Source organism: Martelella sp. FLE1502, from assembly GCF_053484255.1.
The window spans coordinates 1-24,912 of the sequence record NZ_JBAKFQ010000013.1 but is presented as its reverse complement, the minus strand read 5'-3'; the positions used below and the strand labels follow the sequence as shown (position 1 = coordinate 24,912).

Here is a 24,912-nt window from a genome sequence, read left to right as displayed (position 1 = left end):
CTCACTTCTCTTTTTTCTTGTACATCGCCAGCATGCGCTGGGTGACGAGGAAGCCGCCGAAAATGTTGATTGCGACCAGGATCAGGGCGATGAAGCCCATGCCGGTGGCGATACCGCTTGCCGAAAGGGCAACCGAGAGAAGCGCGCCAACCACGATCACCGAGGAGATCGCATTGGTAACCGCCATCAGCGGGGTATGCAGCGCCGGGGTTACCGACCACACCACGTAATAACCGACGAAAATTGCGAGCACGAAGATCGCAAGCTGGAATACGAAGGGATCGATGACCCCGCCGGTCGCGCCATGGGCAAGGGCGGCAAGCGAGCCGTCCTCGAGATTGCCGAGCGCGCTCTTGGCGTGCTCCAGCGACATCATCGCCTGATCGAGCGAGCTGTGAACATCATCTAACGGCATCAGGCCTCTCCCCCGGCGGGCTGACCGCCAAATTTCGGATGAACGAGCGCGCCCTCATGCGTCAAAAGCGTGGCGGCGACGAGTTCGTCTTCCCGGTTGATTTTCAGATCGCCGGTCTCCTTGTCGACCAGCGTTTCGAAGAAGGTCAGCAGGTTCTTGGCGTAGAGCGCAGAAGCGCTGGCGGCGATCCGGCCCGGCAGGTTCTCGTAGCCGATGACGTTGACACCCTCGACTTCGGTCACCGCGCCGGCGACCACGCCTTCGATATTGCCGCCGCGCTCGACCGCGAGGTCAACGGCGACCGAGCCGAGCTTCATCGCCGAAAGCATCTGGCGGCTGACAAGCCGGGGCGCGGGGCGGCCGGGGATCAGCGCGGTGGTGATGACGATATCCTGCTTGGCGATGTGGGATGCCACGAGTTCGGCCTGCTTGGCCTGATACTCGGCCGACATTTCCTTGGCGTAGCCGCCGGCGGTTTCGGCCGCCGTGAACTCGTCATCCTCGACCGCGATGAATTTCGCGCCGAGCGAGGCGACCTGTTCCTTGGCGGCGGGGCGCACATCGGTGGCCGAAACCACGGCGCCGAGACGGCGCGCGGTGGCGATCGCCTGGAGACCGGCAACGCCCGCGCCCATCACGAACACGCGCGCGGCCGGAACGGTGCCCGCCGCCGTCATCATCATCGGCATGGCGCGGTCGAACACCGCCGCCGCCTCGATCACGGCCTGGTAGCCGGCAAGGTTTGCCTGCGAGGACAGAACGTCCATCGACTGCGCGCGGGTGATGCGCGGCATCAGCTCCATGGCGAAAGCGGAAATTCCCTTCCCGGCCATCGCCGAAAGTGCATCCTCATGGCCATAGGGGTCCATGGTCGCGATCACGATCGCGCCGCTCTTGTAGCCGGAAAATTCCTGCTCGCCGGGGCGGCGAACGCGGAAGATGACATCGGCGTTGGCCGCGGCTTCGGGGCCGGCGATCTCGGCGCCGGCGGCGCGGAACGCCTCGTCATCCATGCGTGAATTAAGGCCGGCGCCGCTTTCGACGATAACATCGAAGCCGAGGCCCTTCAGTTTCTTGACCGTGTCAGGAGAAGCGGCAACGCGCGTTTCCGCCTCCGCCGTCTCCTTCGGTACGAATAGTGTCTTGCTCAAGACATGCTCCCAGATTGAAGTCGGAACGGACGGCAGCCGTCAGCAGCGCGCCGGCTTGCCGGCACGCCCTGTTCCGCAGAAAATCGATTTTCTTCCAAGGCTTTCAGCGCAGGATAACGTAGCCAAGCACGCTGATGACGATGAAGATGATCAGACTGCCGATGAAACCGAAAGGCCCAAGCAGGCCAGCCGCCATCGCAACCATCAGCGCGATCAGGTGGACTGTGCCGTACTTCGTGCCATTGACGAACATCTTGTAGGTTTTGGCGTGTTCCGAAAAATCCGCCTCGTCTGCGGGCTGGGACATTTCGACATTCTGCATAGACTTCCCTCCTTTGCGGCGTCACCGCGATCGCCGCCATCTCGGCCGGCCAAACTCCCTCGGGGCTTTCGATTACCATACCTTGTTTCACGCTTTCAACAATGGCGGCGGGAAACTGCACGCATTCAATCGATTATTGATGGGGAGAATTCACAGCAACTCGTTAGGTTGCATCAACCTACATCATCTGACCGGCTATCCCGCGCTGTCATAGCGAAGGTATATCGAAGCATGCGCGCCACCACGACTTCACTCATGAGAGGGTTCCTTGGCGGACCGGTCAGGAACCGCCCTTTCGCGTTTCCGCAATAAAACTGCTGCTCGGCACCACTCTTTTGAGCAAAGCGTTCGTTTTTGCCCGTTTTTCGGTCCGTATTGTACCAAAGGCATGTTGCGTGGCCTTGACAACTTCCATTAAGGAAGACGGACGGTTTGGAGGCCCCAATGAGACCACTAATAATAATAAGCCGTACGATCGACAGGCTGAACGAATTCATCGGACATTCGGTGTCCTGGCTCCTTCTGGTAGCGATCCTGGTCAGCGCAGGCAATGCGGTCAGCCGCAAGCTGTTTTCGCTGTCCTCGAATGCCATGCTGGAGCTGCAATGGTACCTTTACGGCGCCGTGTTCATGCTGGCGACCGCCTACGCGCTCTTGAAGAACGAGCATATCCGCATCGACATCCTTTCGGGGTCGTGGTCCCGGCGGACCCGCGACTGGATCGATCTCGTGCTCCACATCATCTTCCTGGTGCCGTTCGCGTCCATGATGGTCTACCTGGCCTGGCCATGGTTCCTGCGCTCGTTCCTGTCCGGCGAGCACTCCACCAATGCCGGCGGGCTGATCCTGTGGCCGGCGAAATCCTTCATCCTCATAGGCTTTGTCCTGCTTCTGCTGCAGGCTTTCTCCGAGATCATCAAACGGGCGGCCGCGCTTTCCGGCCATCTGAAAGAAGACGAAGAACTCTATGCCGACGCCGGCAATGCCGCCCATGTGATGACCGAGGACCTGCCGCATGATTGATCTCGTCGCGCACAATCTCGCGCCCATCATGTTCGTTTCCGTGATGGCGATGCTGCTTCTCGGCTATCCGGTCGCCTTCACGCTGGCCGCCGGCGGGCTGATCTTTTTCGTGCTGGGCGTCGAGTTCTCCTCGATCTCGCCGGAAATCAATCTGTTCTGGCCGCTGCTGCAATCCCATCCCGACCGGTTTTTCGGCGGGATCATGTCAAACGAAACGCTGCTTGCCGTTCCGTTCTTCACCTTCATGGGCATCATCCTCGAGCGCTCGCGCATGGCCGAGGACCTGCTGGATACGATCGGGCAGCTCTTCGGCCCGATCCGCGGTGGCGTCGCCTATGCCGTGGTTCTGGTCGGCGCGCTGCTGGGCGCCACCACCGGCGTGGTCGCGGCCTCCGTCATGGCGATGGGGCTTATATCGCTGCCGGTGATGCTGCGCTACAGCTATGACCGCTCGTTCGCCACCGGCACGATCGCCGCCTCCGGCACGCTCGCGCAGATCGTGCCGCCCTCGCTGGTGCTGATCGTGATGGCCGACCAGCTTGGCCGCTCGGTTGGCGACATGTATATCGGCGCGCTCTATCCCTCGCTGATGGTGATCGCGGCCTACTGCCTCTACGTGTTCATCACCACGCTGATCCGCCCGAAGGCGGCGCCGGCCATGCCGGTGGAGGCGCGCACGCTCGGCAACGGCGTCACCTCGCTGTTCGTGATGATCGCGATCGCAGTCGCGCTCTACTTCCTCGGTTATCACGTGCTGTTCACGGCGCTTGACGAGGCCTGGCGGTTCGTGGCGGCGCTGTTCTTCGGCGTGATCGTGATCTATCTGTTCGCAATCGCCAACGACCGGTTCAAGCTCAACGTCCTGTCGCGGCTTTCCCAGCAGGTCATCATCGTGATGGTGCCGCCGCTGGCGCTGATCTTCCTGGTGCTCGGCACGATCTTCCTCGGCATTGCAACGCCGACGGAAGGCGGGGCGATGGGCGCGACCGGCGCGCTGGTTCTGGCGATCGCCAAGGGCCGTCTCGATTTCACGGCGCTGAAGGCTGCGCTCGACAGCACCACCAAACTCTCCGCCTTCGTGATGATGATCCTGATGGGCGCGCGCGTCTTCAGCCTCACCTTCTACGGCATCAACGGCAATGTCTGGATCGAGGACCTGCTGACCAGCCTGCCGGGCGGGGAATACGGCTTCCTGATCGTGGTGACGATCATCGTGTTCATCCTCGGCTGCTTCCTCGATTTCTTCGAGATCGCCTTCATCATGGTGCCGCTTCTGGTGGCGCCGGCCCAGGCGCTCGGCATCGACCTGATCTGGTTCGGCATCATTCTCGGCCTCAACCTGCAGACCTCGTTCCTGACGCCGCCCTTCGGCTTCTCGCTGTTTTATCTGCGTTCGGTGACGCCGGCCGGCGAGTGGCGGGACAAGGCGACGGGAAGGATGATGCGCGGTGTCAGAACGCTGGAGATCTACAAGGGGATCGTGCCGTACATCATCATCCAGTTCCTGGCGATCCTGGCGGTGATCTTCTTCCCGAAACTGGTCACCCATTACCAGGATGACGTCGTCCGGGTGGATCCGGACACGATCCAGATCGAAATGCCGTCCTTCGGCGAAGGCGGCGATAATTTCGGCTTCGACAGCGGCTTCGGCGGCGAAAGCAGCGATCCATTCGCCCTGCCCGATTTCGGCAGCGGCGACCAGCCCTCAAGCGGCGGCTCGGATGGCTTCAACCTCGATGATCCGCCGGATCTGAATTTTAACTAATCCGACTGACCACAAAAAACCCCGGAAGCGGCAGCTTCCGGGGTTAATTTTGCCGACAACCTATCCCTTCTACGGACGTCATCCTCGGGCTTGTCCCGAGGATCTAGCCACCGTTCAGCACGAGCGGAGTTGGCGGGCCATAACAGATTGTTTGAAATGACTTTTTGTCCGAGACGCTTGTCGTTTTGAAACGTGCTTAGACCCTCGGGACAAGCCCGAGGGTGACGAAGGAGAGTGGGGCGAGCTTTGTCAACAATTTAGCCCCGGAAGCGGTAGCCGCTTCCGGGGTTTTCCTTTTCGGTCGCCGATCAGGACAGCGGCTTGATCTGCCCGGCGTTCTGGGCGGCCATCATGAACTGGTCGTAGCGGAATTCGCAGGTCTTCAGCCAGCCATAGGCGTCGTTCTTGTAGACGGTCTGATCGTTGTAGATCTTCTTGAACGTCGCGTTCTCGGCGCCAAGCTCCGCATAGACTTCCATCGCGGCGTTGTAGCAGGCCTGCATGATGTCCGTGCTGAAGCCCTTCATCTGCGCGCCGTCGGCGATCAGTTCGCGGATCGCAACCGGGTTCTTCACGTCATACTTCGCCATCATGTTGGTGTTGGCGAAGGCGCAGGCATCATCAAGCGCGGCCTGGTAGTGCTTCGGCAGTTCCTGATATTTCTGCTTGTTGAAGAAGCCGTGGATCACCGGACCGCCTTCCCACCAGCCGGGATAGTAGTAGTATTTGGCGACCTTGTAGAAGCCGAGCTTCTGGTCGTCATAGGGGCCGACGAATTCGGCGGCGTCGATCGTGCCCTTTTCCAGCGCCGGATAGATATCGCCGCCGGCAAGCTGCTGCGGCACGACGCCGACTTTTTCCATCACCTTGCCGGCAATGCCGGCGATGCGCATCTTCAAGCCCTTGAGGTCGTCAACCGTGTTGACTTCCTTGGAGAACCAGCCGCCCATCTGCGCGCCGGTATTGCCGGCCGGCAGCCCATAGACGCCGTAGCCGTCAAAGAACTCGTTCATCAGCGTGTTGCCGTTGCCCTGATAGAACCAGGCATTCGAAAGCCGCGCGTTGAGCCCGAAGGGGATTGCCGTGCCGATTGCGAATGTCGGGTCCTTGCCCCAGAAATAGTAGGAGCAGGTGTGCGCCGCTTCCACCGTGCCGTCCTGAACGGCATCGAGCGCCTGCAGGCCGGGAACGATCTCGCCGGCCGCATAGCACTGGATCTCGAAATTGCCGCCTGTGGCAGCCCCGACGTGATTGGCGATATCCTCCGCGCCGCCATAGATCGTATCCAGCGACTTCGGGAACGACGACGTCAGACGCCAGGTGATCTTCGGATTCTCCTGCGCGATGGCGGGTGCTGCGAGCGCGGTGGCGGCAGCAGCGCCAACGCCGCCCGCACCGACCTTTTTCATAAAGGAACGACGGTCCATAAATACCTCCCAGTTGTGGTGTGCCCGCACAAAATTCCTCCGGCGGACGTCATGCGAGGAAAGCACTTTGCTCCCGTGGTTTCAACTCCTGCACGAGCCGCCAAGCGCGTTTTTAGGCCGCCAGATGCCCGGCCTTAAACGAAGGTCTAATAGGCGGCGGATCAATTTCGCTTATCAGGCCAATCGAAATTCGCATCGCGCCGACAAAGGAAACATTTGACAGCGCCGCTGCCACTCGACATCACTTCACTCATTCGCAACAGGCAGGGAAAAATCCATGTCCACCCCCATCATTGCCGTTCCCGCAGACACCAAGGTTATGGGCGAGATCACCTGGCATTCGGCCCAGCAGCAATATGTCGGGGCGGCGCTGGATGTGGCGGGCGTGATGAGCCTGATCGTACCGGCCTATGCCGAGGGCGCAGACATCGACGCCGTGCTCGACAGGGTGGAAGGCGTGATGATCACGGGCGCCGCCAGCAATGTCGCGCCCCAGCTTTACGGCAAGCAGGCCGAGGAGAAGGACGGCCCCTTCGATCCCGGCCGCGATGCCATCACCCTGCCGCTGATCCGCCGCGCCATTTCGCGCGGCATCCCGCTTCTGTGCATCTGCCGGGGCATTCAGGAACTGAACGTCGCACTCGGCGGAACGCTGATCAGCGAGGTGCATGAGCTTGATGACCGCATCGACCATCGCGAACCCGAGGCCGGCAATCGCGATGAGAAGTTCGTGATCCGCCAGCCCGTCTTCATCAAGGAAGGCACCTGCCTCGCGGACATTCTCGGTGCCGGCGAGGTGACGGTGAATTCGCTGCACCGGCAGGCGATCGGCGATCTCGCGCCGAAACTGGCGGTGGAGGCCGTCGCCGAGGACGGCACCGTCGAGGCCGTCTCGGTCATCGGGGCCACCAATTTCGCCGTCGGCGTCCAATGGCACCCCGAATACTGGGCCCGCACCGACAGCGCATCCCGCAAGCTGTTCGAAGCCTTCGGCGACGCGGTGCGGACCTTTGCCCGGTCTAAGGACGGGTTCAACGCCGCCGCTCAGTAGAGCCAGGCAAGATTTGCGCGGCATGGCGAAAGTCAGCGCCGCCGCCCCTTCATGCGCAGTCCGTCACGCATGTTCATCACCATCAGCGTGATGTTGATCGCGCCGAAGACAAGCTCCAGCCCCTGCACGGCATAAAACGACGCATCAAATGCGCCCGCCTCCGCCTTTGACGCGAGAAACAGCGCGCAGGGGATCAGCACGATTATGCCGTTGGCGGCGATGATCGGCATGCGCCTGCGCTTTGCCGAAACCAGCGGTCCGCGCATCTTCCCCGCAAGGCGGAAGCCCGAAAGGCCCGCCAACGCCAGAAGCGGCACCAGCAGCAGAAAGCCCCAGGGGATCGCGACCTTGACCAGCGTCACCAGTTCGGGGCCGGCAAAAATCTCCGCCAGAACAGTCGAGAGCCAGAAAGTGGCGATGATCGCCAGCGCCAATGCGCCGGCTACGGGATGCATGGTCTTCAGCATGGTCGTGCTCCTGTCAAATTATATAGCAAGCTATATATCATTGCATAGCAAGCTATGCAACTGCTATCCAGCCCCATGACCTTTTTCAAAGACTCATCGGCCGGCTATCTGACCAACCACCTCGCACGGCTTCTGGAGCGCGGTCTGGCCGCCCGCATCCGGCCGCTCGGGCTGACGACCGGCACCTTTCCGGCACTGCTGGAATTATGGGAAAATGACGGACTGACGCAGAAACAACTGGTGGAGCGGCTTGATATCGAGCAGGCGACCATGGCCAACACCCTGTCGCGCATGGAGCGCGACGGATTGATCAGGCGGGAAAAGGACCCCGGGGACGGCCGCGTTCAGCGCATCCGGCTGACGGAGCGCGCCCGCGCCCTGCGCGATCCCGCGATCGCCGCCGCCACGGCGGAAAACGAAGACGCTCTCCACGCCCTTTCGGACGAGGAGAGCGCAGAATTCACCTCACTCATACAGAAGATTATCGCGGCCAGAAAGCAGCGATCGTAATCTTCGACCTCACGCTTTCGGCGTGAACGGCGTTTCCGGGACCGGGGTGACCGGGCGGCCCTCGGCGAACCAGGATTTCAGATTGTCGGCCACCAATTGCGCCATGGCGCGGCGGGTGGCGACGGAGGCCGAGGCGACATGCGGCAACACGCTGACGGTGTCGAAGGAGAGCAGCTTTTCCGGCACATGCGGCTCGTCGTAAAACACGTCGAGGCCCGCGCCGCCGAGCGTGCCTGCCTCAAGAGCCGCAATCAGGTCGTCCTCATCCACGGTCCATCCACGGCCGACGTTGACGAGGATGCCATTCGGGCCGAGCGCCTTCAGGATATCGGCGTTGATGGTCTTGTGGGTCTCTTCGGTTTTTGGAACGATGCAGATCAGCGTATCGACGGCTTCGGCCAGCGAGGCGAGGGTCGGGTGATAGGCATAGGCCACGCCCTTTTTCGGGCTGCGGGTGTGATAGGAGATCTCGACCTTGAACGGTTCCAGCCGCGCCGCGATCTCCTCGCCGATCCGGCCGAGACCGTAAAGCCCGACCTTGCGCCCCTTCAGCGTGAACGGCGAAAGCTCGAACGCGCCGTCGCGCTCCCAGCGGCCATCGCGCACCCACTTTTCGGCGAAATAGAACTGCCGCACCGTGTTGAGCAGCAGCGCCACCGCCGTGTCGGCAACCTCGTCGTTCAGCACGTTCGGCGTGTGGGTGATGAAGATGCCGCGGCTTGCTGCGTGGTCGGTGTCGATGCCATCATAGCCGACGCCCGGGCAGGTGATGATCTCAAGGTTCGGCAGCGCGTCCATCTGCTCCGCCGAAAACCCGCCAAAGGCAATCACCGCGCGGATATCGGCCGCGCGGGCGCCGAGCGCATTCACGCCCTCCTCGGGCAAGTCTAGCAGGTCGTAGTCATCGGCCAGCGCCTCTTCGATGAACTTGTTGAGCTTCTGCGACAGCAGCACGGCGGGTTTGGGCATGGGGCCTCCGAGGGTATTCTTTTCTCAATGATGAATTAGACGGCGAGCGGGTTTTCCGCCGCCTCGCGATGGGGACCGGTGGATTGGCGGATACGCATTTCCGGCTTGATGAGGTGCATGCCGTTCGGCGCGCTGGAGCCTGCCAGCCGGTCCAGAAGCGCGCGCGCGGCAAGCCGGCCGACCTCGGCCTGGCCGTTCCAAACGGTCGTCAGCGATGGCGTAGCGATCGAGGCTTCCTCGAGGTCGTCATAGCCGGTGACGGAGATATCGACGCCCGGCGTCAGCCCGGCGCGGGAAATGCCGTTCATCAGCCCGATCGCCACCAGATCGTTCCAGCATACCGCCGCCGTCGGCTTCTGCGGCAACGAAAGGAAATGCACCGCCGCCTCGAACCCGCCCTGCTTGGAGCGCGGGCCCGGTATGCGCAGACCCGGATCAACCGGTATCCCGGCCTTCTTCAGCGCGTTGACATAGCCGGCATAACGGTCGCGGCCCGTGGACGTCTGGTCGGTCCCGCCGATCATCGCGATGCAGCGATGGCCGAGCCCGATCAGGTGATTGGTGGCGAGCGCGATGCCGTAGCTGTCGTCGCCGCGATAGGTCGGCAGGTCCAGTTCCTCCAGCGTGCGCGCGACAAAGATTGCCGGCATGCCGTTATCCTCGGCAAGCTGCACATCGGCGGCCGGCGTGCCGATCGCCGGCGACATGATCACGCCGTCACCGCCGAGCTGCAGCAGCGTCTCGATGAAATTGCGCTGCTTTTCGACCGAGTCGTAATGGTTGGAAAGGATGAATGTATGCTGGTTGCGGTCGAGCTCGCTCTCGATCGCCTTCAGGATCTCGCCGTAGAACGGGTTCATGATGTCATGCACCACCACACCGATAATGCCCGAGCGCGAGGTGCGCAGACTGGCGGCGCGGCGATTGTATATATAGCCGAGCGCGCGGGCCTGCTCCTTGATCCGGTCGCGCGTGGCCGCCGCCACCAGCGGACTGTCGCGCAAGGCCAGCGAGACCGTGGCCGTCGAGATGCCCAGCGACTCCGCGATGGTGGAGAGTTTGACTTTCTGGGCCACGACATACTCCGAATTGACTTGCAGCACCCCTCTGCGCCGCGTTCATTTAAATTTTTTAAACAAAAATCTTGGCTATTTCAACTATCCATCTACAATCGGTTTAATAGAAGCGGCTTATCAACAGGGACGGCTCATCCCCGCCGCCTCCTTGCTCCGCCTTGCGGCGCTCCTTATATAGGCGCAAACGCCCTCTCAAGGCCCGCTTCAAGGATTGACCATGACCGAAACGCTCGCAAAGCCCATTCCCGTGACCGTGCTGACCGGCTATCTCGGCTCCGGCAAGACCACGCTGCTGAACCGCATCCTTTCCGAAAATCACGGCAAGCAATATGCGGTGATCGTCAACGAGTTCGGCGAGATCGGCATCGACAACGATCTGATCGTCGAATCCGACGAGGAAATCTACGAGATGAACAATGGCTGCGTGTGCTGCACGGTGCGCGGCGACCTGATCCGCGTGGTCGAAGGCCTGATGCGCCGCCCGCGCTTTGACGGCATCATCGTGGAAACCACTGGCCTTGCCGACCCGGTTCCGGTGGCCCAGACCTTCTTCATGGACGACGATGTGCGCGCCAAGACCGCGCTCGACGCCGTGATCACGCTGGTCGATGCCAAGCACCTGCCGCTGCGCCTCAAGGACAGCCGCGAGGCCGAGGACCAGATCGCCTTCGCCGATATCGTGCTCCTGAACAAGACTGACCTCGTCAGCGCCGAGGAACTCGCCAATGTCGAAAGCCTGGTGCGCGCCATCAACCCGGCGGCGAAGATCCATCACACGGAACGCTCCGGCATAGACCTCGAGAACATTCTCGGCCAGAACGCCTTCGACCTGCAGCATGTGCTGGCGGACGATCCCCACTTCCTCGATCATGACGACCACCACGACCATGATCACGAATGCGGGCCGGATTGCGACCATGACCACCATCATCACCATGATCATGGCCACCATCACCATGGCCCCTCCGACCATCATGACGTGACGGTGCAGTCGGTCTCGCTGCGCGGCGGCGAGCTCGATCCCAACCGGTTCTTCCCGTGGATCCAGTCGGTCACCCAGAACCAGGGGCCGAACATCCTGCGCCTCAAGGGCATTCTCGCCTTCAAGAACGATCCCGAGCGCTATGTCGTGCAGGGCGTGCACATGATCATCGAGGGCGATCACCAGCGCGCCTGGAAGGAGGGCGAGCCCCGTGAGAGCCGCCTGGTGTTCATCGGCCGCGACCTCGACCGCGAAAAGCTTGAAAAGAGCTTCCGCGCCTGCGAGGCGAAGTCGTAATGCCGAGCGTCGCGCCCTTCGACATCGACGATCATGTCATCGCCGCCGCCTTTCTTGGCGGCGTGCCGTTTTTCGCCACCGCCTCCGGCACGATCCACCGGCTGGATAACGGCGAGAAGGTCACCGAGGCCCACGACGGACTGCTGACCTGCATTCGCGACCCCTTCAGTCGCTCGCTGATTACCGGCGGCGAGGATGGCCGGGTGCTGCGCATCGGCGCGGATGGCGCGATCACGGAACTCGCAAACGAGCCGCGCAAGTGGATTTCCGTCGTCGCCGGCGGCCCGCAGGGCGCGGTGGCCTATGCCGTCGGCCGCGAGTCGCGGGTAATCGTCGATGGCAAGACCGTGAATTTTCCGGAGGAGCGCAGCGTCGAGGGCATTGCCTTCGCGCCAAAGGGCTTGAGGATTGCCGTCGCCCGTTATGACGGCGTCAGCCTGCGCTGGGTCGGCGGGGCCGCGCCGGCGATCTGGCTGCCGTGGAAGGGCGCGCATCTTGGCGCCACCTTCTCGCCCGACGGCCGCTTTCTGGTGACCACCATGCAGGAAAACGCGCTGCACGGCTGGAAGCTCGACGGCAAGCCCAAGGACGGTTTCCGCGACATGCGCATGAGCGGCTACCCCGCCAAGGTCAAATCCTGGTCCTGGAGCCCGCGCGGCAAATGGCTCGCCACGTCCGGTGCGCCGGCGGCCATCGTCTGGCCGTTCTCCGGCAAGGACGGGCCGATGGGCAAGGGTCCGCTGGAACTCGGCACGCGCTCCGATATTCTCGTCACCCAGGTCGCGTTTCATCCGAGCGAGGAAATGCTCGCGATCGGCTTTATCGACGGCATGGTGCTGGCGGTCAGGATTTCGGATGGCAAGGAAGCGCTGCTGCGCCGGCCCGGCAAGGGCGCGATCTCCGCGCTTTCCTGGGATGACGACGGCAAGCGGCTTGCCTTTGCCTCGGAAGCGGGCGATTGCGGCATCATCACGATCGCGGATTGAGCCCCTTCAGCTTGTCCAGAACCTCTTCGGCAGAAACGGGGCGGGCGTAGAAAAAGCCCTGCGCCGCGTCCGCTCCGTGGGCACAGATCCAGTCCGCCTGGGCCTGATCCTCTATCCCCTCGGCAACCGTTTGCAGCCCCAGAGCGCGACACAGGTTGATCGTGGAAACCACGATCTCCTCGCTCTGCCGGTCCGTGCCGACGCCGGCAATAAAGCTGCGGTCGATCTTGACCCGGTCGAATGGTAGTTCGCGCAACTGCCGCAGGCTCGAATAACCCGTGCCGAAATCGTCAAGCACCACGCGCACGCCCCTCTCCTTCAGCTTCCGGATACAGCGACGCGTCGCCACGACGTCAACCACCAGCGCGTCCTCGGTGATCTCGATCTCAAGTCGCGCGGGCGGAAAGCCGTGCCGCGACAGCAGCGCGAACAGCTTTTCGGCGAAATCCTTGTCGGAAAGCTGGTGAGGCACGACATTGACGGCGATCGCCGGTCCGCCCGGCCAGCTTCTGGCGTCGCGGCAGGCCTGATCGAGCACCGATTCGAACAGGTCCTGAATGAGGCCCGAGGCCTCGGCAAGGGAAATGAAATCACCGGCGCTCAGAAGACCGAGTTTTGGATGCCGCCAGCGCGCCAGAACCTCCACAGTGCCGATATCGCCTTTCTCGCAGCCCCGGATCAACTGGTAGAACGGTACGATTTCGCCGTTGGCAATCGCATCCTTCAGCTCGAGTTCCAGCATCTGATGATCACGCTCGGCATGAATAATATCGGGATCGTAAACCACGAACCGCCGGCGGCCATCCTCCTTGGCCTTGTACATCGCCGCATCGGCCTTCTTCAGCAGCATCTCGCGCGCCTGTCCGTCGCGCGGATAGACCGCGATGCCGATGCTCGCCGAGGGCGTCAGCGCGCGACCCAGCAGCATCATCGGCTGCCCAACGGCGGCAAGCAGCCGCTCGGCGACCTGCCCGATCACCGCGTCGGAGACATCGCCATCGACAATCGCGGCAAACTCGTCGCCCCCGAGCCTTCCGAGAAAATCCTCCGGCCGCAGGCTTTTCTTCAGCCGCTCGCCGACCTCCTGAAGCAGACGGTCGCCGGCCTCGTGGCCGAGATTGTCGTTGATCTGCTTGAACCTGTCGAAATCGATGAACAGCAGCGCAAATTTGTCGGACTTTCGACGCGCGCGCGCGAGCCGCCTGTCACACTCCTCCTCGAAGGAGCGGCGGTTTGGCAGGCCCGTCAGCGAATCCTGCCTGGCAAGCGCCAGCGCCAGCCGCTCGGCCTTGTGGCGCCGGTCGACTTCGGTGCGCAACCTTCGCGACCGCCGCCACAACAATATCGCCAGACCGACGCTGGCCACCATCAAGCCTGTGAATATCTCGTCGAGCTGCCAGTCTTCATGGGCCCTGGAGAAGTCGTGAAGCAGCTCGAAAGAGTCGACCGCCATCAAAACGATCATCACCACCACGCCGAGAAGGCACAGAATGATGACGTCGCTCAGATACTTTCTTTCGTATTTCGGCAGACGCAAATCCACATTTCCTGACCGTTAAAACGGACATGCGGAGGCTACTGTGCCCCCCCAAACCCGAATTTTACGGCTCTATCGGCCGCCTGGATCGTCAAGACTAGCAGAAAAACGAAAAAAGCCGCAGCATAAACCGCGGCTTTAATACCAATGTCTTTAAAGGCTACATCAGGCGGGCAGAACAGTCTGGCCAAGATGGGTCAGTTCGCCCAACATCTGTTCCAGAGCATTCTTGTGCTCGTGATGGCTTGCTTCGTCCAGCTCCTTGCGCAGGGTCGCGATACGATCCTCGATCGCGCCGCTGGCCTCGCCGACCGGGACGGCGGTCTCGGCCAGAAGCGTGCAGGATTTGCCCTGGATATCGGCAAAGCCGTGAAACACCAGAAACTGGAGTTCCTTGCCGTCATGGTTCTTGAACTTCACCAGACCCGGACGGATCGTCGCCATGGTCGGCGCATGGTTCGGCATGACCGTCATCTCGCCCTCGGAAGCCGGAATGACGACCGCATCCGTCTCCGTCGAAGCCAGAAGCTTCTCGGGGGTCACCAGTTCGAAAACCAACGTGTCAGCCATAGGGGTCTACTTTCCGTCTTCAAAGATTACCGGTTGAACCGGGCGGCCTGCGCCGCCCCGTTTCAAGATCAAGCTGCTTCGGCGAGCTTCTTGGCCTTCTCGACGGCGTCGTCGATGGTGCCGACCATGTAGAAGGCCGCTTCCGGCAGGTGGTCATATTCGCCTTCGACGAGACCCTTGAACGAGCGGATCGTATCTTCCAGCGAGACCAGGATGCCCGGCGCGCCGGTGAACACTTCAGCCACGTGGAACGGCTGCGACAGGAAGCGCTCGATCTTGCGGGCGCGGGCAACCGTGAGCTTGTCCTCTTCGGAAAGCTCGTCCATGCCGAGAATGGCGATGATGTCCTGAAGCGACTTGTAGCGCTGCAGCGTCGACTGAACCGCACGGGCCACCTGATAGTGCTCCTCGCCGACGATCATCGGGTCGAGCATGCGCGAGGTCGAGTCGAGCGGGTCAACGGCCGGGTAGATACCCTTTTCCGCGATCGAGCGCGACAGCGTGGTGGTGGCGTCCAAGTGGGCGAACGAGGTCGCCGGCGCCGGGTCGGTCAGGTCGTCGGCGGGAACGTAGATCGCCTGAACCGAGGTGATCGAGCCCTTGGTCGTGGTGGTGATGCGTTCCTGCAGCGCGCCCATGTCGGTCGACAGCGTCGGCTGATAGCCCACAGCCGAGGGAATACGACCGAGCAGAGCCGAGATTTCCGAACCGGCCTGAGTGAAGCGGAAGATGTTGTCCACGAAGAACAGAACGTCCTGGCCTTCATCACGGAAGTTTTCCGCAATCGTCAGGCCCGAAAGCGCAACGCGGGCGCGGGCGCCCGGAGGCTCGTTCATCTGGCCGTAGACCAGCGCGCACTTCGAACCTTCGGCCGAACCGTTGTTTTCGGCCGGGTCGACGTTCACATTGGATTCGATCATTTCGTGGTAAAGGTCGTTGCCTTCGCGGGTCCGCTCGCCAACGCCGGCGAACACGGAGTAACCGCCGTGCGCCTTCGCGATGTTGTTGATCAGTTCCTGGATCAGAACAGTCTTGCCAACGCCGGCGCCGCCGAACAGGCCGATCTTGCCGCCCTTGGCGTAAGGCGCGAGCAGGTCCACAACCTTGATGCCGGTAACGAGGATTTCCGCTTCGGTCGACTGGTCGACATAGGGAGGCGCTTCCTGGTGGATCGCGCGCTTGGACTTGGTCTTGATCGGACCCACTTCGTCAACCGGCTCGCCGATGACGTTCATGATACGGCCAAGCGTTTCGACGCCGACCGGCACTTCGATGGGCGAACCCGTGTTCTTGACTTCCTGGCCGCGAACCAGACCTTCGGTCGCGTCCATGGCGATCGTGCGCACTTCGTTCTGACCGAGGTGCTGCGCGACCTCGAGAACCAGACGGTTGCCGTGGTTGTCGGTTTCAAGCGCGTTCATGATGGGGGGCAGGTCGCCGTCGAAAGCGACGTCAACGACGGCGCCGATAATCTGCGTCACTCTACCGATAGAGGCCTCAGCCATGATAAAACCCTCTTTTCAAGCTCTTACAGCGCTTCCGCGCCGGAAATAATTTCGATCAGTTCCGTGGTGATCTTTTCCTGACGCTGACGGTTATAGGACAGCGTCAGCTTGTCGATCATCTCACCGGCATTGCGCGTGGCGTTATCCATCGCGGTCATCTTCGCGCCCATCTCGCCGGCGACATTTTCCAGAAGCGCCCGGAAAACCTGCACACGGATGTTGAGCGGCACGATATCGTCAAGGATAGCCTCGGCGCTCGGCTCGTATTCGTAAAGCGCCGCACCCTCGCGCTCTTCCGCATCAGCGGGCGGAGCGGCGGGAATGAGCTGGAGCGCGGTCGGGACCTGCGAGATCACCGACTGGAACTCCGAATAGAACAGCGTGCAGACGTCAAACTCGCCGGCTCCGAACATCTCGATGATGCGGTTGCCGATATCCTCGGCATTTTCGAAACCGATCTTGCGAACGTCACGCAGGTCCTTGCGCTCGACAACGAGGTCGGCGAATTCGCGGCGCAGCGCGTCATAGCCCTTGCGGCCGACGCTGAAGATCTTGACCGTCTTGCCCTCGGCAATCAGCTTGCGGGCATGCAGGCGGGCGTGACGAGCGATCTGCGCGTTGAAACCGCCGCAAAGGCCGCGTTCGGCCGTGCAGACAACCAGCAGATGGACGTTATCCTTGCCGGTGCCCTTCATCAGCGCGGGCACTTCCTCGCCCTCGCCGACGGCCGCCGTCAGGTCAGCCATCACGGTGGCCATGCGCTCCGTGTAAGGCCGCGCGTTCTCCGCGGCCTCTTGGGCGCGCCGCAGCTTCGCCGCGGCGACCATCTGCATCGCCTTGGTGATCTTCTGCGTCGCCTTCACCGAGGCAATGCGAAGCTTCAGATCCTTCAATGAAGCCATGGGTGTTCAGTCCCCGTCTGGTGTTACTCGGCCGAAAAATTCTTGGCGAATGCTTCGATGGCGGACTTCAGCTTGGCCTTCAGATCGTCGCTCAACGCCTTTTCGGTGCGGATCGCTTCGAGAACATCCTTGGCCTCGCCGCGCATATGCGACAGCAGGCCGTTCTCGAATTCACGCACCTTGCCAACCGGCAGCTTGTCGAGATAGCCGTTCACGCCGGCGAAGATCACGGCGACCTGCTCTTCCGTCTTCAGCGGCGAGAACTGCGGCTGCTTCAGAAGCTCGGTCAGGCGCGCACCGCGGTTCAGCAGGCGTTGGGTGGCGGCGTCGAGGTCGGAGCCGAACTGGGCGAAGGCGGCCATTTCGCGATACTGGGCGAGTTCGCCCTTGATCGAGCCGGCAACCTGCTTCATCGCCTTGATCTGGGCCGACGAGCCAACGCGCGACACCGACAGACCGACGTTCACGGCCGGGCGGACGCCCTGGTAGAACAGGTCGGTTTCAAGGAAGATCTGGCCGTCGGTGATCGAGATCACGTTGGTCGGAATGAACGCCGAAACGTCGTTACCCTGGGTTTCGATAACCGGCAGAGCGGTCAGCGAACCGGCGCCGCGCTCGTCGGAGAGCTTGGCGGCGCGCTCGAGCAGACGCGAATGCAGGTAGAAAACGTCGCCCGGATAGGCTTCGCGGCCCGGCGGGCGACGAAGCAGCAGCGACATCTGGCGGTAGGCAACGGCCTGCTTGGAAAGGTCGTCATAGGCGATCAGGGCATGCATGCCGTTGTCGCGGAAATATTCGCCCATGGCGCAGCCGGCGAACGGCGCGAGATATTGCATCGGCGCCGGGTCGGAGGCGGTCGCTGCGATCACGACCGAGTATTCCATCGCGCCGCGCTCTTCGAGCGTCTTCACGAACTGGGCAACGGTCGAACGCTTCTGGCCAACGGCAACGTAGACGCAGTAGAGCTTGTCGGCGTCCGGGCCGTTGTCGTGGATCGGCTTCTGGTTCAGGAAGGTGTCGAGAATGATCGCGGTCTTGCCGGTCTGGCGGTCGCCAATGACGAGCTCGCGCTGGCCGCGGCCAACCGGGATCAGGGCGTCGATGGCCTTCAGGCCGGTCGACATCGGCTCATGCACCGACTTGCGCGGAATGATGCCGGGCGCCTTGACGTCGACGACGGCGCGGGTATCGGAGTTGATCGGGCCCTTGCCGTCGATCGGGTTGCCGAGCGCGTCGACAACGCGGCCGAGCAGGCCGGGACCAACCGGAACGTCAACGATGGCGCCGGTGCGCTTGACGACGTCGCCTTCCTTGATCTCGCGGTCGGAGCCGAAGATAACGACGCCGACATTGTCGCTTTCGAGGTTGAGCGCCATGCCGCGCACACCGCCGGCAAATTCGACCATCTCGCCGGCCTGGACGTTGTCGAGACCGTAGACGCGGGCAATGCCGTCACCAACAGAAAGCACCTGGCCGACTTCAGAGACTTCCGCCTCGTCGCCGAAATTTTTGATCTGCTCTTTCAGAATTGCGGAAATTTCCGCGGCCCGGATATCCATCAGCCAACCTCTTTCAGTGAAAGCTTAAGTTTGGAGAGTTTCGTGCGCAGCGATGTGTCGATCTGACGCGAACCCACCTTGACGATCATGCCGCCAAGAAGAGACGCGTCCTCGGTGATATCGAGGGCAACATCCTTGCCCGTCACATCCTTCAGCGCAGTCTTCAATTCCTGTTGTTGTTCTTTCGACAGGGCATGGGCCACCGTCACCTCGGCCGTCACCTCGCCCCGATGGGCCGCGACCGCGCCGCGATAGGCGGCGATCATGCCCGGCAGGACAAACAGACGGCGATTTTTCGCCACGACCTTGACGAAGTTGGCGACATAGCCGCCGATCTTCGCTTTTTCGAGAACGGCCGCCATCGCATCCAGCTGCTCGTCGGCGCTGAATGCGGGGCTCATGACCAGACGCCGGAAGTCATCGCTATCCTTGAGCATCTTGTCGATCTGGTCGAGATCGGCGCCCACGGCGTCAATCTTGTCTTCTTCCTTGGCCAGTTCGAACAACGAAGCGGCATAACGCTCCGCGACGCTCGAAACAGAATGGGATAGGTCCGCCACAGGCACAGATTCCCTTTTTTTTAAAACCGGCAGCAACGGCGGTTGTGGCCGTCGTTGCTGCCCCTTAGAACTTTACAATATCCCCAGGAGAACTGCGGTGATCAAACCCGCCTTTCCCGATAGTCGGGGTCCGTCTAGCACAGGTAATAGCGACTCGCAACACGATCAAAGCCCCTTTGAGGCATTGGCGCGCGTTTCTTGCCGCAATCTCCGAAAAGCCCTGAAAAGACGAGATTTTACGGCAACTGACGAAGCGCATTTATTCCCCGAAACGGGAAACCACGCCGGAGCGGCAGATCCAGGAGGCATTAGCGCCTCGCCTCCCGCCTCAACCGGTCGCGCTATGCCCAGCCAAGACCGTAGAGCAGCATGAACACGCCGGCCACCGCCTGGCAGGCAAGAAAGATGCCGCCCTTGATGGACCGACTCTTGATCGTCGCCATCCACAACAGCCGGGTCAGAAACCCGAAAATCAGGGCAAGGCCGAAGGTGCGGTAGATCATCGGCTGGTCGAACAGCAGCGCCATCAACGACATGGCCGCATAGGTGCCGCCGATCAGCGAGCGGACATGGATGGTTTCGCCGTCTTCGACCTTGTGGCCCGAAAACCCGGTCAACACCATCAGGCGCAGCGGCGCCAGCGCCACGATCAGCCCCCAGATCAGGATCACCACCGCCATGAACAGGGCGATCTGACCCACGAAGCTATCCGGCCAATAGAAACTCATTACAAACCCTCCAGTATTGCGGGCCGCGCGCCCGCGTCCCTCTGGCGTTCATTATCTAGAGAAAGCTCTGCGGGTCAATGTCGACCTGCACCTTAACCGAGCCGCGCGCCCTCGGCCCGTTTTCGAGCATCGCCGCCAGAAACGACTGCATGTCGTCGCCGCGCGCGCCATGGACCAGCAGCCGGAACCGGTAGCGGCCGCGGATCAACGCAAGGGCCGCCTCCGCAGGGCCGAGCACGGAGATCGAGCGGCTTTGCGGGGCCGCGGCCCTCAGCGCGCGCGCATGCGCCTCGGCCTCGCCGCGCGTTTCCGCCGAAACGATCACCGAGGCGAGCCGTCCGAAGGGCGGCAGGCCGCTTTTTTCGCGCTCGCCAATCTCGCGGGCATAAAAGCCCTCCGCCTCACCGGAAACGATCGCGCGCATCACCGGATGGGCGGGCTGGTAGGTCTGGATCAGGCCATGGCTCGTAAGTCCCGTGCGCCCTGCCCGACCGGTCACCTGGGCCAACAGTTGGAAGGTCCGCTCCGCCGCGCGCGGGTCGCCATTGGCCAGCCCGATATCGGCATCGACGACGCCGACAACCGTCATCAGCGGGAAATTATGCCCCTTCGCCACCAATTGCGTGCCGATGACGATGTCGGCCTCGCCGTTTGCCACAGCCTCCAGTTCGAGCCTGAGCCGCTTGACGCCGCCGGAAAGGTCCGACGACAGAACGATTGTGCGCTTTTCGGGAAAGTGGTGCTCGACCTCCTCGGCGATGCGTTCGACCCCCGGCCCGCAGGCGACCAGATGGTCGAGCGTGCCGCATTCCGGGCACGCCTCGGGCACCGGCTCGGCATGGCCGCAATGATGGCACATCAACTGCCCGCGAAACCGGTGCTCCACCAGCCAGCTCGAGCAATTCGGACACTGGAATCTGTGGCCGCAGACCCGACACAGCGTGAGCGGCGCATAGCCCCGGCGATTGAGGAACAGCAGCGCCTGTTCGCCGCGCCCGACCGCGCTTTCCACCGCCTTCAGCAGAACCGGCGACAGGAAGCCGCCGCGCGCCGGGGGGGCGCGCCGCATGTCGATGGTCTTCAGGTCCGGAAGCGCGGCTTCCGCGAACCGGCCCGGCAGATGCAGCCGGTCATAGCGGCCGGCAAGCGCGTTGACCTGGCTTTCGACAGATGGAGTGGCGGATGCGAGCACGGCGGGAATCTCGCCAATACGCGCGCGCACGACGGCCATGTCGCGGGCATTGTAGAACACCCGGTCTTCCTGCTTGTAGGCGGTGTCGTGCTCCTCGTCGACCACGATCAGGCCGAGATCCTCGAACGGCAGGAACAGCGCCGACCGGGCGCCGGCAACGACACGGATGCGCCCCTCCGCGGTCTGCCGCCAGACCTTTTCGCGCATGCGCGGCGCGAGATCGGAATGCCATTCGCCGGGCTTCGACCCGAAGCGGGCCTCGAAGCGCTCCAGAAACGCCGATGTCAGCGCGATTTCCGGCAGCAGGATCAGCACCTGCCGGCCCTGCCTCAGCGTTTCGGCGATCGCCTCGAAATAAACCTCGGTCTTGCCCGAACCGGTGACGCCGTCGATCAGGGTGACGCCGAAGCCCTGCCCGACGGCCGACTTCAGCTTTTCGGCCGCGTCACGCTGGTCCGCCGACAGTTCGGGCGGGGCGTAATCGGGATCCGCCGCGCCGACGGCGGGCGGCGGCGGCAGAAACACGGTATCGAACACGCCCTGCTTCATCATGGTCTCGACCACGCTGGCGCTGACGCCGGCGGCGCGCGCGAGCCCGAGCCGGGTCCAGGAGAAGCCGTCCGAGGCCAGTTCCAGCACGCGTTGCCGCGCCGGCGTCATCCGCTCCGGCGTGGTGCCGGTCAGCCGCAGGCCTTCCACCATAGGCTCGGGTTCGAGCGCGGTCGGCGCACGCACCGCCATGCGCGCGACGAGGCCCGGCGGCGTCAGCGTATAGCCCGCCACCCAGTTGATGAATTTCCGCATCGCCGGGCTGATCGGCGGGCAATCGAAAACGTGCTCGATGGGTCTGAGCTTCTTCGCGTCCACGGTTTCGGTCTCATCGCCCTCGTCCCAGACGATCCCGATCACCTTGCGCGGTCCGACCGGCACCTGCACCACGGAGCCGGGCATCACCGCCATGCCATCAGGCACTGCATAGGAATACGGTCCCGCCACCGGCAGCGGCACCATCACGGGCACGCTGCGTCTGGCAACGGGCGTTGCCGGCTTTCCGAAAAGATCGAGCGAATCTGAATTCATGGCTGGCAAGCTTGCCTGCCGAGGTCTGGAATGTGAAGCGCCAAAGCAGATCGCGGCTCAGGCCGCCCCTTCTTCTGCCGCGGTCTTGGGTTCGACGGCCGGCAGTGCGAAATCCGCATCCGGATCCTTCGCCAGCGCATGCACGGTGTGGTTTTCGAGCGCGGTCGTCACGTCGGCGGCATCGCCGTTAAGTTCCTCCGGCATGATCATCTTGCCGATGGTGAAATCGAACCGGTCGCCCTTCTTGTTCAGAAGTTCGTGGAACACCGTCATGTCGCGCAACTCGGTCGACCATTTGGCGAACCAGTAGAACAGGCCGGAATTGCGCGCCTTCAGATGCACCGGCAGGATCGGCAGATTATATTTGCGGGCAAAGCCGATCGCCGAATTCTTCCACGGCCGCTCGTTGAGCTTGCCCTCGGCCCAATAGGCGATGCGGCCGGAGGGAAACAGCACCATCGCCTTTTCCTGCTTGATCGCGTCATTGGTGACCTGCAGGGTTTCGCGCGCCTTGAGCTTGCTCTTGAACTCCTCGCGCCACTCGACCGGGACGATCATCTCGACCAGGCGCGGATTGACGCGCACCGCATCGCGGTTGGCGAAGAACATCATGTCCGGGCGGCGATCCTTCAGAAGATCGAACACCGCCACGCCATCGGCGATGCCGGTCGGATGGTTGGAAACCATGATGAAGCCGCCGGCTTCCGGTATCCGCTCGCGGCGCTGGCAGTGGATGTCCAGCGTCAGTTTTTCGGAGAGATAGTTGAAGACCCCGTAACCGTCCATCGACTGGGTTTCGGTGGCGAATTCGATTGCCTTGCCGTAACCGAGCAGGGAATAAAGGAAGGGCCGCATCACCGGCCAGAACGGGCTGTGAACGATTTTCTCGCCGCGCTCGGCGATCAGCGTGTCGACGATATGGCCCGGCCGTCCCTGCGAGACAAGCGCCAGCGTCTCGGCAAAATGCGTCAAGGCAGATGAGGAATCACGGCGCGCCATATAAAGTCCCGTCAATGGTGGAAGGTCTATATCCCAACTCGATATGATAAGACAATGACACCCCCCGCGAAGCATTAGCTTTTTTCTAACGCAATCTAGTGCAGGATTGTCCCCGAACAAGATTTCGTCAAGCGCCGAGGTCATGGCCCGGGCCGGCCGGCGTGGATAAACACCTGTGGATGACGGCGAGCGATCGATGGAAAATGTGCTCATCCCGGCAGACGACGCCCTGATGGCGCTTCGGCGCGACTGGCTTGAAACGCTGGACAGCGAACGGCGGCTTGCCGACCATACGATCAACGCCTATGAGCGCGATACGCGTCAGTTTTTACAGTTCCTGTGCCGCCATGTGGCACGGCCTGTGCGCCTTTCCGATATCGATGCGCTACGGCCCGCCGATATCCGCGCCTATCTGGCGTTTCGCCGCAAGGGCGGCGCGGAGGCGCGCACGCTCGGACGCGATCTCGCCGGCATCCGCTCGTTTCTGCGGTGGCTGGAAAAACGCGGGCTCGCCAATGCCGCCGGCGTGCGCGCCATGCGGGCGCCGAAACAGCCGAAATCGCTGCCGAAACCCTTGAACGCCGAAGACGCCGTGGCGCTGTCGCGCGCAGACAGCCAGCTGGCGGAAGAGCCGTGGATTGCGGCGCGCAACGCCGCCGTGTTCTGCCTGCTCTATGGCTGCGGGCTGCGCATTTCCGAGGCGCTGGGGCTGACGCCCGCCGATTTCGCCGGCGCGCCGGAAAGCCTCAGGATCACCGGCAAGGGGAACAAGACGCGGATCGTGCCGCTGCTGCCGGCGGCGCTTGCGGCGGTTGAAGACTATATTCGCCTTGCGCCCTATCATCTTGCCCCGGACGGCCCGCTGTTTCTCGGCGCGCGCGGCAAGAAACTGCAAAGCGCGATCATCCAGCGCGAAATGCAGGCGATGCGCGGCGCGCTCGGCCTCTCCGAAAAGGCGACGCCGCATGCGCTGCGCCACTCCTTCGCAACCCATCTTCTGGCCGCCGGCGGCGATCTGCGCACCATCCAGGAACTGCTCGGCCATGCCAGCCTGTCGACCACCCAGGTCTATACCGGCGTCGACACCGGCCGCCTGCTGGAGATTTACGACAGGGCCCATCCGCGCAGATAGGAAGCCTTGGCGGCCCGCCTTCAAACCCGATCAGCCCGACGGGTGACGAAGTGCAAAGCTGCTCAGATGGCCGCCGCCAACATCCGTCACCGGTAAAACGCAACCGCTAAGATGCTTCTCCTGACTGGCGACACAAGGTCGGCGGAGGTCGCGCGCCCTCTAGGGCACCAAGCATTCCGTAATCATCGACAAAAAGTAAGCGCTTCAAACAGAGATTGACCGCTACAGAATAATTAAATCGATTTCATCATAGACCTAAAACATATTATACAAGAATCCCAATCCGCAAATTATATATATTTATTACATTTATTACATGTATAAATTCGAAAAACTTTCATTATTAAAATATAATATTTAATACAAAATAAAATATCTTTTGCCCGTTTGGTTAAATTGAATTATATATTTTCACTAAATGAGTTTAAATTCATCCATATTTAAGCTCGCGATAATATTTGTGAAATTTCACGTTGGGGGATAAAATGATCGAAGAGCGTAGGAAAATTTTCGTAGATCTGGCGACTTGCAAGAATGGCTTAACCTTGGAGAAGCCGCAACCACGCCGTATTCTTTCTCGCTTTCTTTCAGAGACAGCGTTTGCGACGCTGCTCTTGGCGAGTGGCGCTGCGCTCTATTGCGGCGCGCCCGCAGCCGCCTATGCCGACGATCTTTACTGGAACGCCGGAGGCACTTCCGGAGACGGC

At 62.0% G+C, this 24,912-nt stretch carries 24 protein-coding genes; 8 read left to right on the top strand and 16 right to left on the bottom strand.

What is annotated here, in order from left to right:
- Position 1 precedes the first annotated feature (1 nt).
- The 3 genes from V6767_RS12560 to V6767_RS12550 all read right to left on the bottom strand — a co-directional run bounded on the left by V6767_RS12560 (position 2) and on the right by V6767_RS12550 (position 1,888).
- Positions 2-376: a proton-translocating transhydrogenase family protein gene (locus V6767_RS12560; RefSeq protein WP_448473911.1), complete on the bottom strand. Its 375-nt coding sequence runs from the start codon at positions 374-376 to the stop codon at positions 2-4.
- Between the two features lie 38 nt (positions 377-414).
- On the bottom strand, positions 415-1,566 hold the full coding sequence (locus V6767_RS12555; RefSeq protein ID WP_448473806.1) for a Re/Si-specific NAD(P)(+) transhydrogenase subunit alpha: 1,152 nt from the start codon (positions 1,564-1,566) through the stop codon (positions 415-417).
- 103 nt (positions 1,567-1,669) lie between these two features.
- Positions 1,670-1,888, bottom strand: a complete 219-nt coding sequence (locus V6767_RS12550; protein WP_448473805.1) for an aa3-type cytochrome c oxidase subunit IV — start codon at positions 1,886-1,888, stop codon at positions 1,670-1,672.
- 444 nt (positions 1,889-2,332) lie between these two features.
- Between V6767_RS12550 and V6767_RS12545 the strand changes: the two genes are divergently transcribed.
- Entirely contained in the window at positions 2,333-2,911 is a 579-nt protein-coding gene (locus V6767_RS12545) for a TRAP transporter small permease subunit (protein WP_448473804.1), read from the top strand.
- A complete protein-coding gene (locus tag V6767_RS12540) occupies positions 2,904-4,676 on the top strand; it encodes a TRAP transporter large permease (protein ID WP_448473803.1) in 1,773 nt (590 codons plus the stop codon). Before V6767_RS12545 ends, V6767_RS12540 begins: the two co-directional genes overlap by 8 nt.
- A gap of 308 nt (positions 4,677-4,984) precedes the next feature.
- Here V6767_RS12540 and V6767_RS12535 read toward each other — a convergent pair whose 3' ends face one another.
- Positions 4,985-6,103, bottom strand: a complete 1,119-nt coding sequence (locus V6767_RS12535; RefSeq protein ID WP_448473802.1) for a TRAP transporter substrate-binding protein — start codon at positions 6,101-6,103, stop codon at positions 4,985-4,987.
- 277 nt (positions 6,104-6,380) lie between these two features.
- Here V6767_RS12535 and V6767_RS12530 point away from each other — a divergent pair, with 277 nt between their 5' ends.
- Positions 6,381-7,154, top strand: coding sequence for a gamma-glutamyl-gamma-aminobutyrate hydrolase family protein (locus V6767_RS12530; RefSeq protein WP_448473801.1), 774 nt, complete (start codon positions 6,381-6,383; stop codon positions 7,152-7,154).
- Positions 7,155-7,186: 32 nt separating this feature from the next.
- Here the strand turns inward: V6767_RS12530 and V6767_RS12525 are convergent, their stop codons facing one another.
- Positions 7,187-7,621, bottom strand: a complete 435-nt coding sequence (locus tag V6767_RS12525) for a hypothetical protein (protein WP_448473800.1) — start codon at positions 7,619-7,621, stop codon at positions 7,187-7,189.
- Between the two features lie 75 nt (positions 7,622-7,696).
- Between V6767_RS12525 and V6767_RS12520 the strand changes: the two genes are divergently transcribed.
- Positions 7,697-8,131 carry a MarR family winged helix-turn-helix transcriptional regulator gene (locus V6767_RS12520; protein WP_448473799.1) on the top strand — a complete coding sequence of 145 codons (435 nt, stop codon included), beginning with the start codon at positions 7,697-7,699 and terminating at the stop codon, positions 8,129-8,131.
- Between the two features lie 9 nt (positions 8,132-8,140).
- On the opposite strand, the gene V6767_RS12515 is transcribed toward V6767_RS12520, so the two are convergent.
- On the bottom strand, positions 8,141-9,100 hold the full coding sequence (locus V6767_RS12515) for a 2-hydroxyacid dehydrogenase (RefSeq protein WP_448473798.1): 960 nt from the start codon (positions 9,098-9,100) through the stop codon (positions 8,141-8,143).
- A gap of 35 nt (positions 9,101-9,135) precedes the next feature.
- On the bottom strand, positions 9,136-10,176 hold the full coding sequence (locus tag V6767_RS12510) for a LacI family DNA-binding transcriptional regulator (RefSeq protein WP_448427155.1): 1,041 nt from the start codon (positions 10,174-10,176) through the stop codon (positions 9,136-9,138).
- Between the two features lie 217 nt (positions 10,177-10,393).
- On the opposite strand from V6767_RS12510, the gene V6767_RS12505 reads away from it, so the two are divergent.
- Together V6767_RS12505 and V6767_RS12500 are read left to right on the top strand one after the other, a co-directional pair.
- A complete protein-coding gene (locus V6767_RS12505) occupies positions 10,394-11,455 on the top strand; it encodes a CobW family GTP-binding protein (protein ID WP_448473797.1) in 1,062 nt (353 codons plus the stop codon).
- Complete coding sequence (locus tag V6767_RS12500; protein WP_448473796.1) at positions 11,455-12,441, top strand: WD40 repeat domain-containing protein; 987 nt, start codon at positions 11,455-11,457, stop codon at positions 12,439-12,441. Before V6767_RS12505 ends, V6767_RS12500 begins: the two co-directional genes overlap by 1 nt.
- Here the strand turns inward: V6767_RS12500 and V6767_RS12495 are convergent.
- From V6767_RS12495 to V6767_RS12455, 9 genes are all read right to left on the bottom strand, one after another.
- Complete coding sequence (locus V6767_RS12495) at positions 12,425-13,978, bottom strand: putative bifunctional diguanylate cyclase/phosphodiesterase (RefSeq protein WP_448473795.1); 1,554 nt, start codon at positions 13,976-13,978, stop codon at positions 12,425-12,427. The two genes, V6767_RS12500 and V6767_RS12495, sit on opposite strands and share 17 nt — an antisense overlap.
- A gap of 165 nt (positions 13,979-14,143) precedes the next feature.
- Positions 14,144-14,548, bottom strand: a complete 405-nt coding sequence (locus tag V6767_RS12490; RefSeq protein WP_448427151.1) for a F0F1 ATP synthase subunit epsilon — start codon at positions 14,546-14,548, stop codon at positions 14,144-14,146.
- A 68-nt stretch (positions 14,549-14,616) separates the two neighbouring features.
- On the bottom strand, positions 14,617-16,053 hold the full coding sequence (gene atpD, locus V6767_RS12485) for a F0F1 ATP synthase subunit beta (RefSeq protein ID WP_448427150.1): 1,437 nt from the start codon (positions 16,051-16,053) through the stop codon (positions 14,617-14,619).
- A gap of 23 nt (positions 16,054-16,076) precedes the next feature.
- A complete protein-coding gene (locus tag V6767_RS12480; protein WP_230719079.1) occupies positions 16,077-16,955 on the bottom strand; it encodes a F0F1 ATP synthase subunit gamma in 879 nt (292 codons plus the stop codon).
- A gap of 23 nt (positions 16,956-16,978) precedes the next feature.
- Positions 16,979-18,514 (bottom strand): F0F1 ATP synthase subunit alpha, encoded by a 1,536-nt coding sequence (gene atpA, locus V6767_RS12475; RefSeq protein WP_448473794.1) that lies wholly within the window; start codon positions 18,512-18,514, stop codon positions 16,979-16,981.
- Positions 18,514-19,080 carry a F0F1 ATP synthase subunit delta gene (locus tag V6767_RS12470; protein ID WP_448473910.1) on the bottom strand — a complete coding sequence of 189 codons (567 nt, stop codon included), beginning with the start codon at positions 19,078-19,080 and terminating at the stop codon, positions 18,514-18,516. Before V6767_RS12470 ends, atpA begins: the two co-directional genes overlap by 1 nt.
- 335 nt (positions 19,081-19,415) lie before the next feature.
- Entirely contained in the window at positions 19,416-19,802 is a 387-nt protein-coding gene (locus V6767_RS12465) for a hypothetical protein (protein WP_448473793.1), read from the bottom strand.
- A gap of 55 nt (positions 19,803-19,857) precedes the next feature.
- Entirely contained in the window at positions 19,858-22,074 is a 2,217-nt protein-coding gene (locus V6767_RS12460; protein WP_448473792.1) for a primosomal protein N', read from the bottom strand.
- Between the two features lie 57 nt (positions 22,075-22,131).
- The gene (locus V6767_RS12455; RefSeq protein ID WP_448473791.1) at positions 22,132-23,073 is read right to left on the bottom strand and encodes a GNAT family N-acetyltransferase; all 942 of its coding nucleotides are present in this window, start codon (positions 23,071-23,073) and stop codon (positions 22,132-22,134) included.
- A 196-nt stretch (positions 23,074-23,269) separates the two neighbouring features.
- Between V6767_RS12455 and V6767_RS12450 the strand changes: the two genes are divergently transcribed.
- Positions 23,270-24,205, top strand: a complete 936-nt coding sequence (locus V6767_RS12450) for a tyrosine recombinase XerC (RefSeq protein WP_448473790.1) — start codon at positions 23,270-23,272, stop codon at positions 24,203-24,205.
- Positions 24,206-24,690: 485 nt separating this feature from the next.
- Positions 24,691-24,912: hypothetical protein (locus tag V6767_RS12445; RefSeq protein WP_448473789.1), on the top strand; the 222-nt coding region annotated here is incomplete at its 3' end.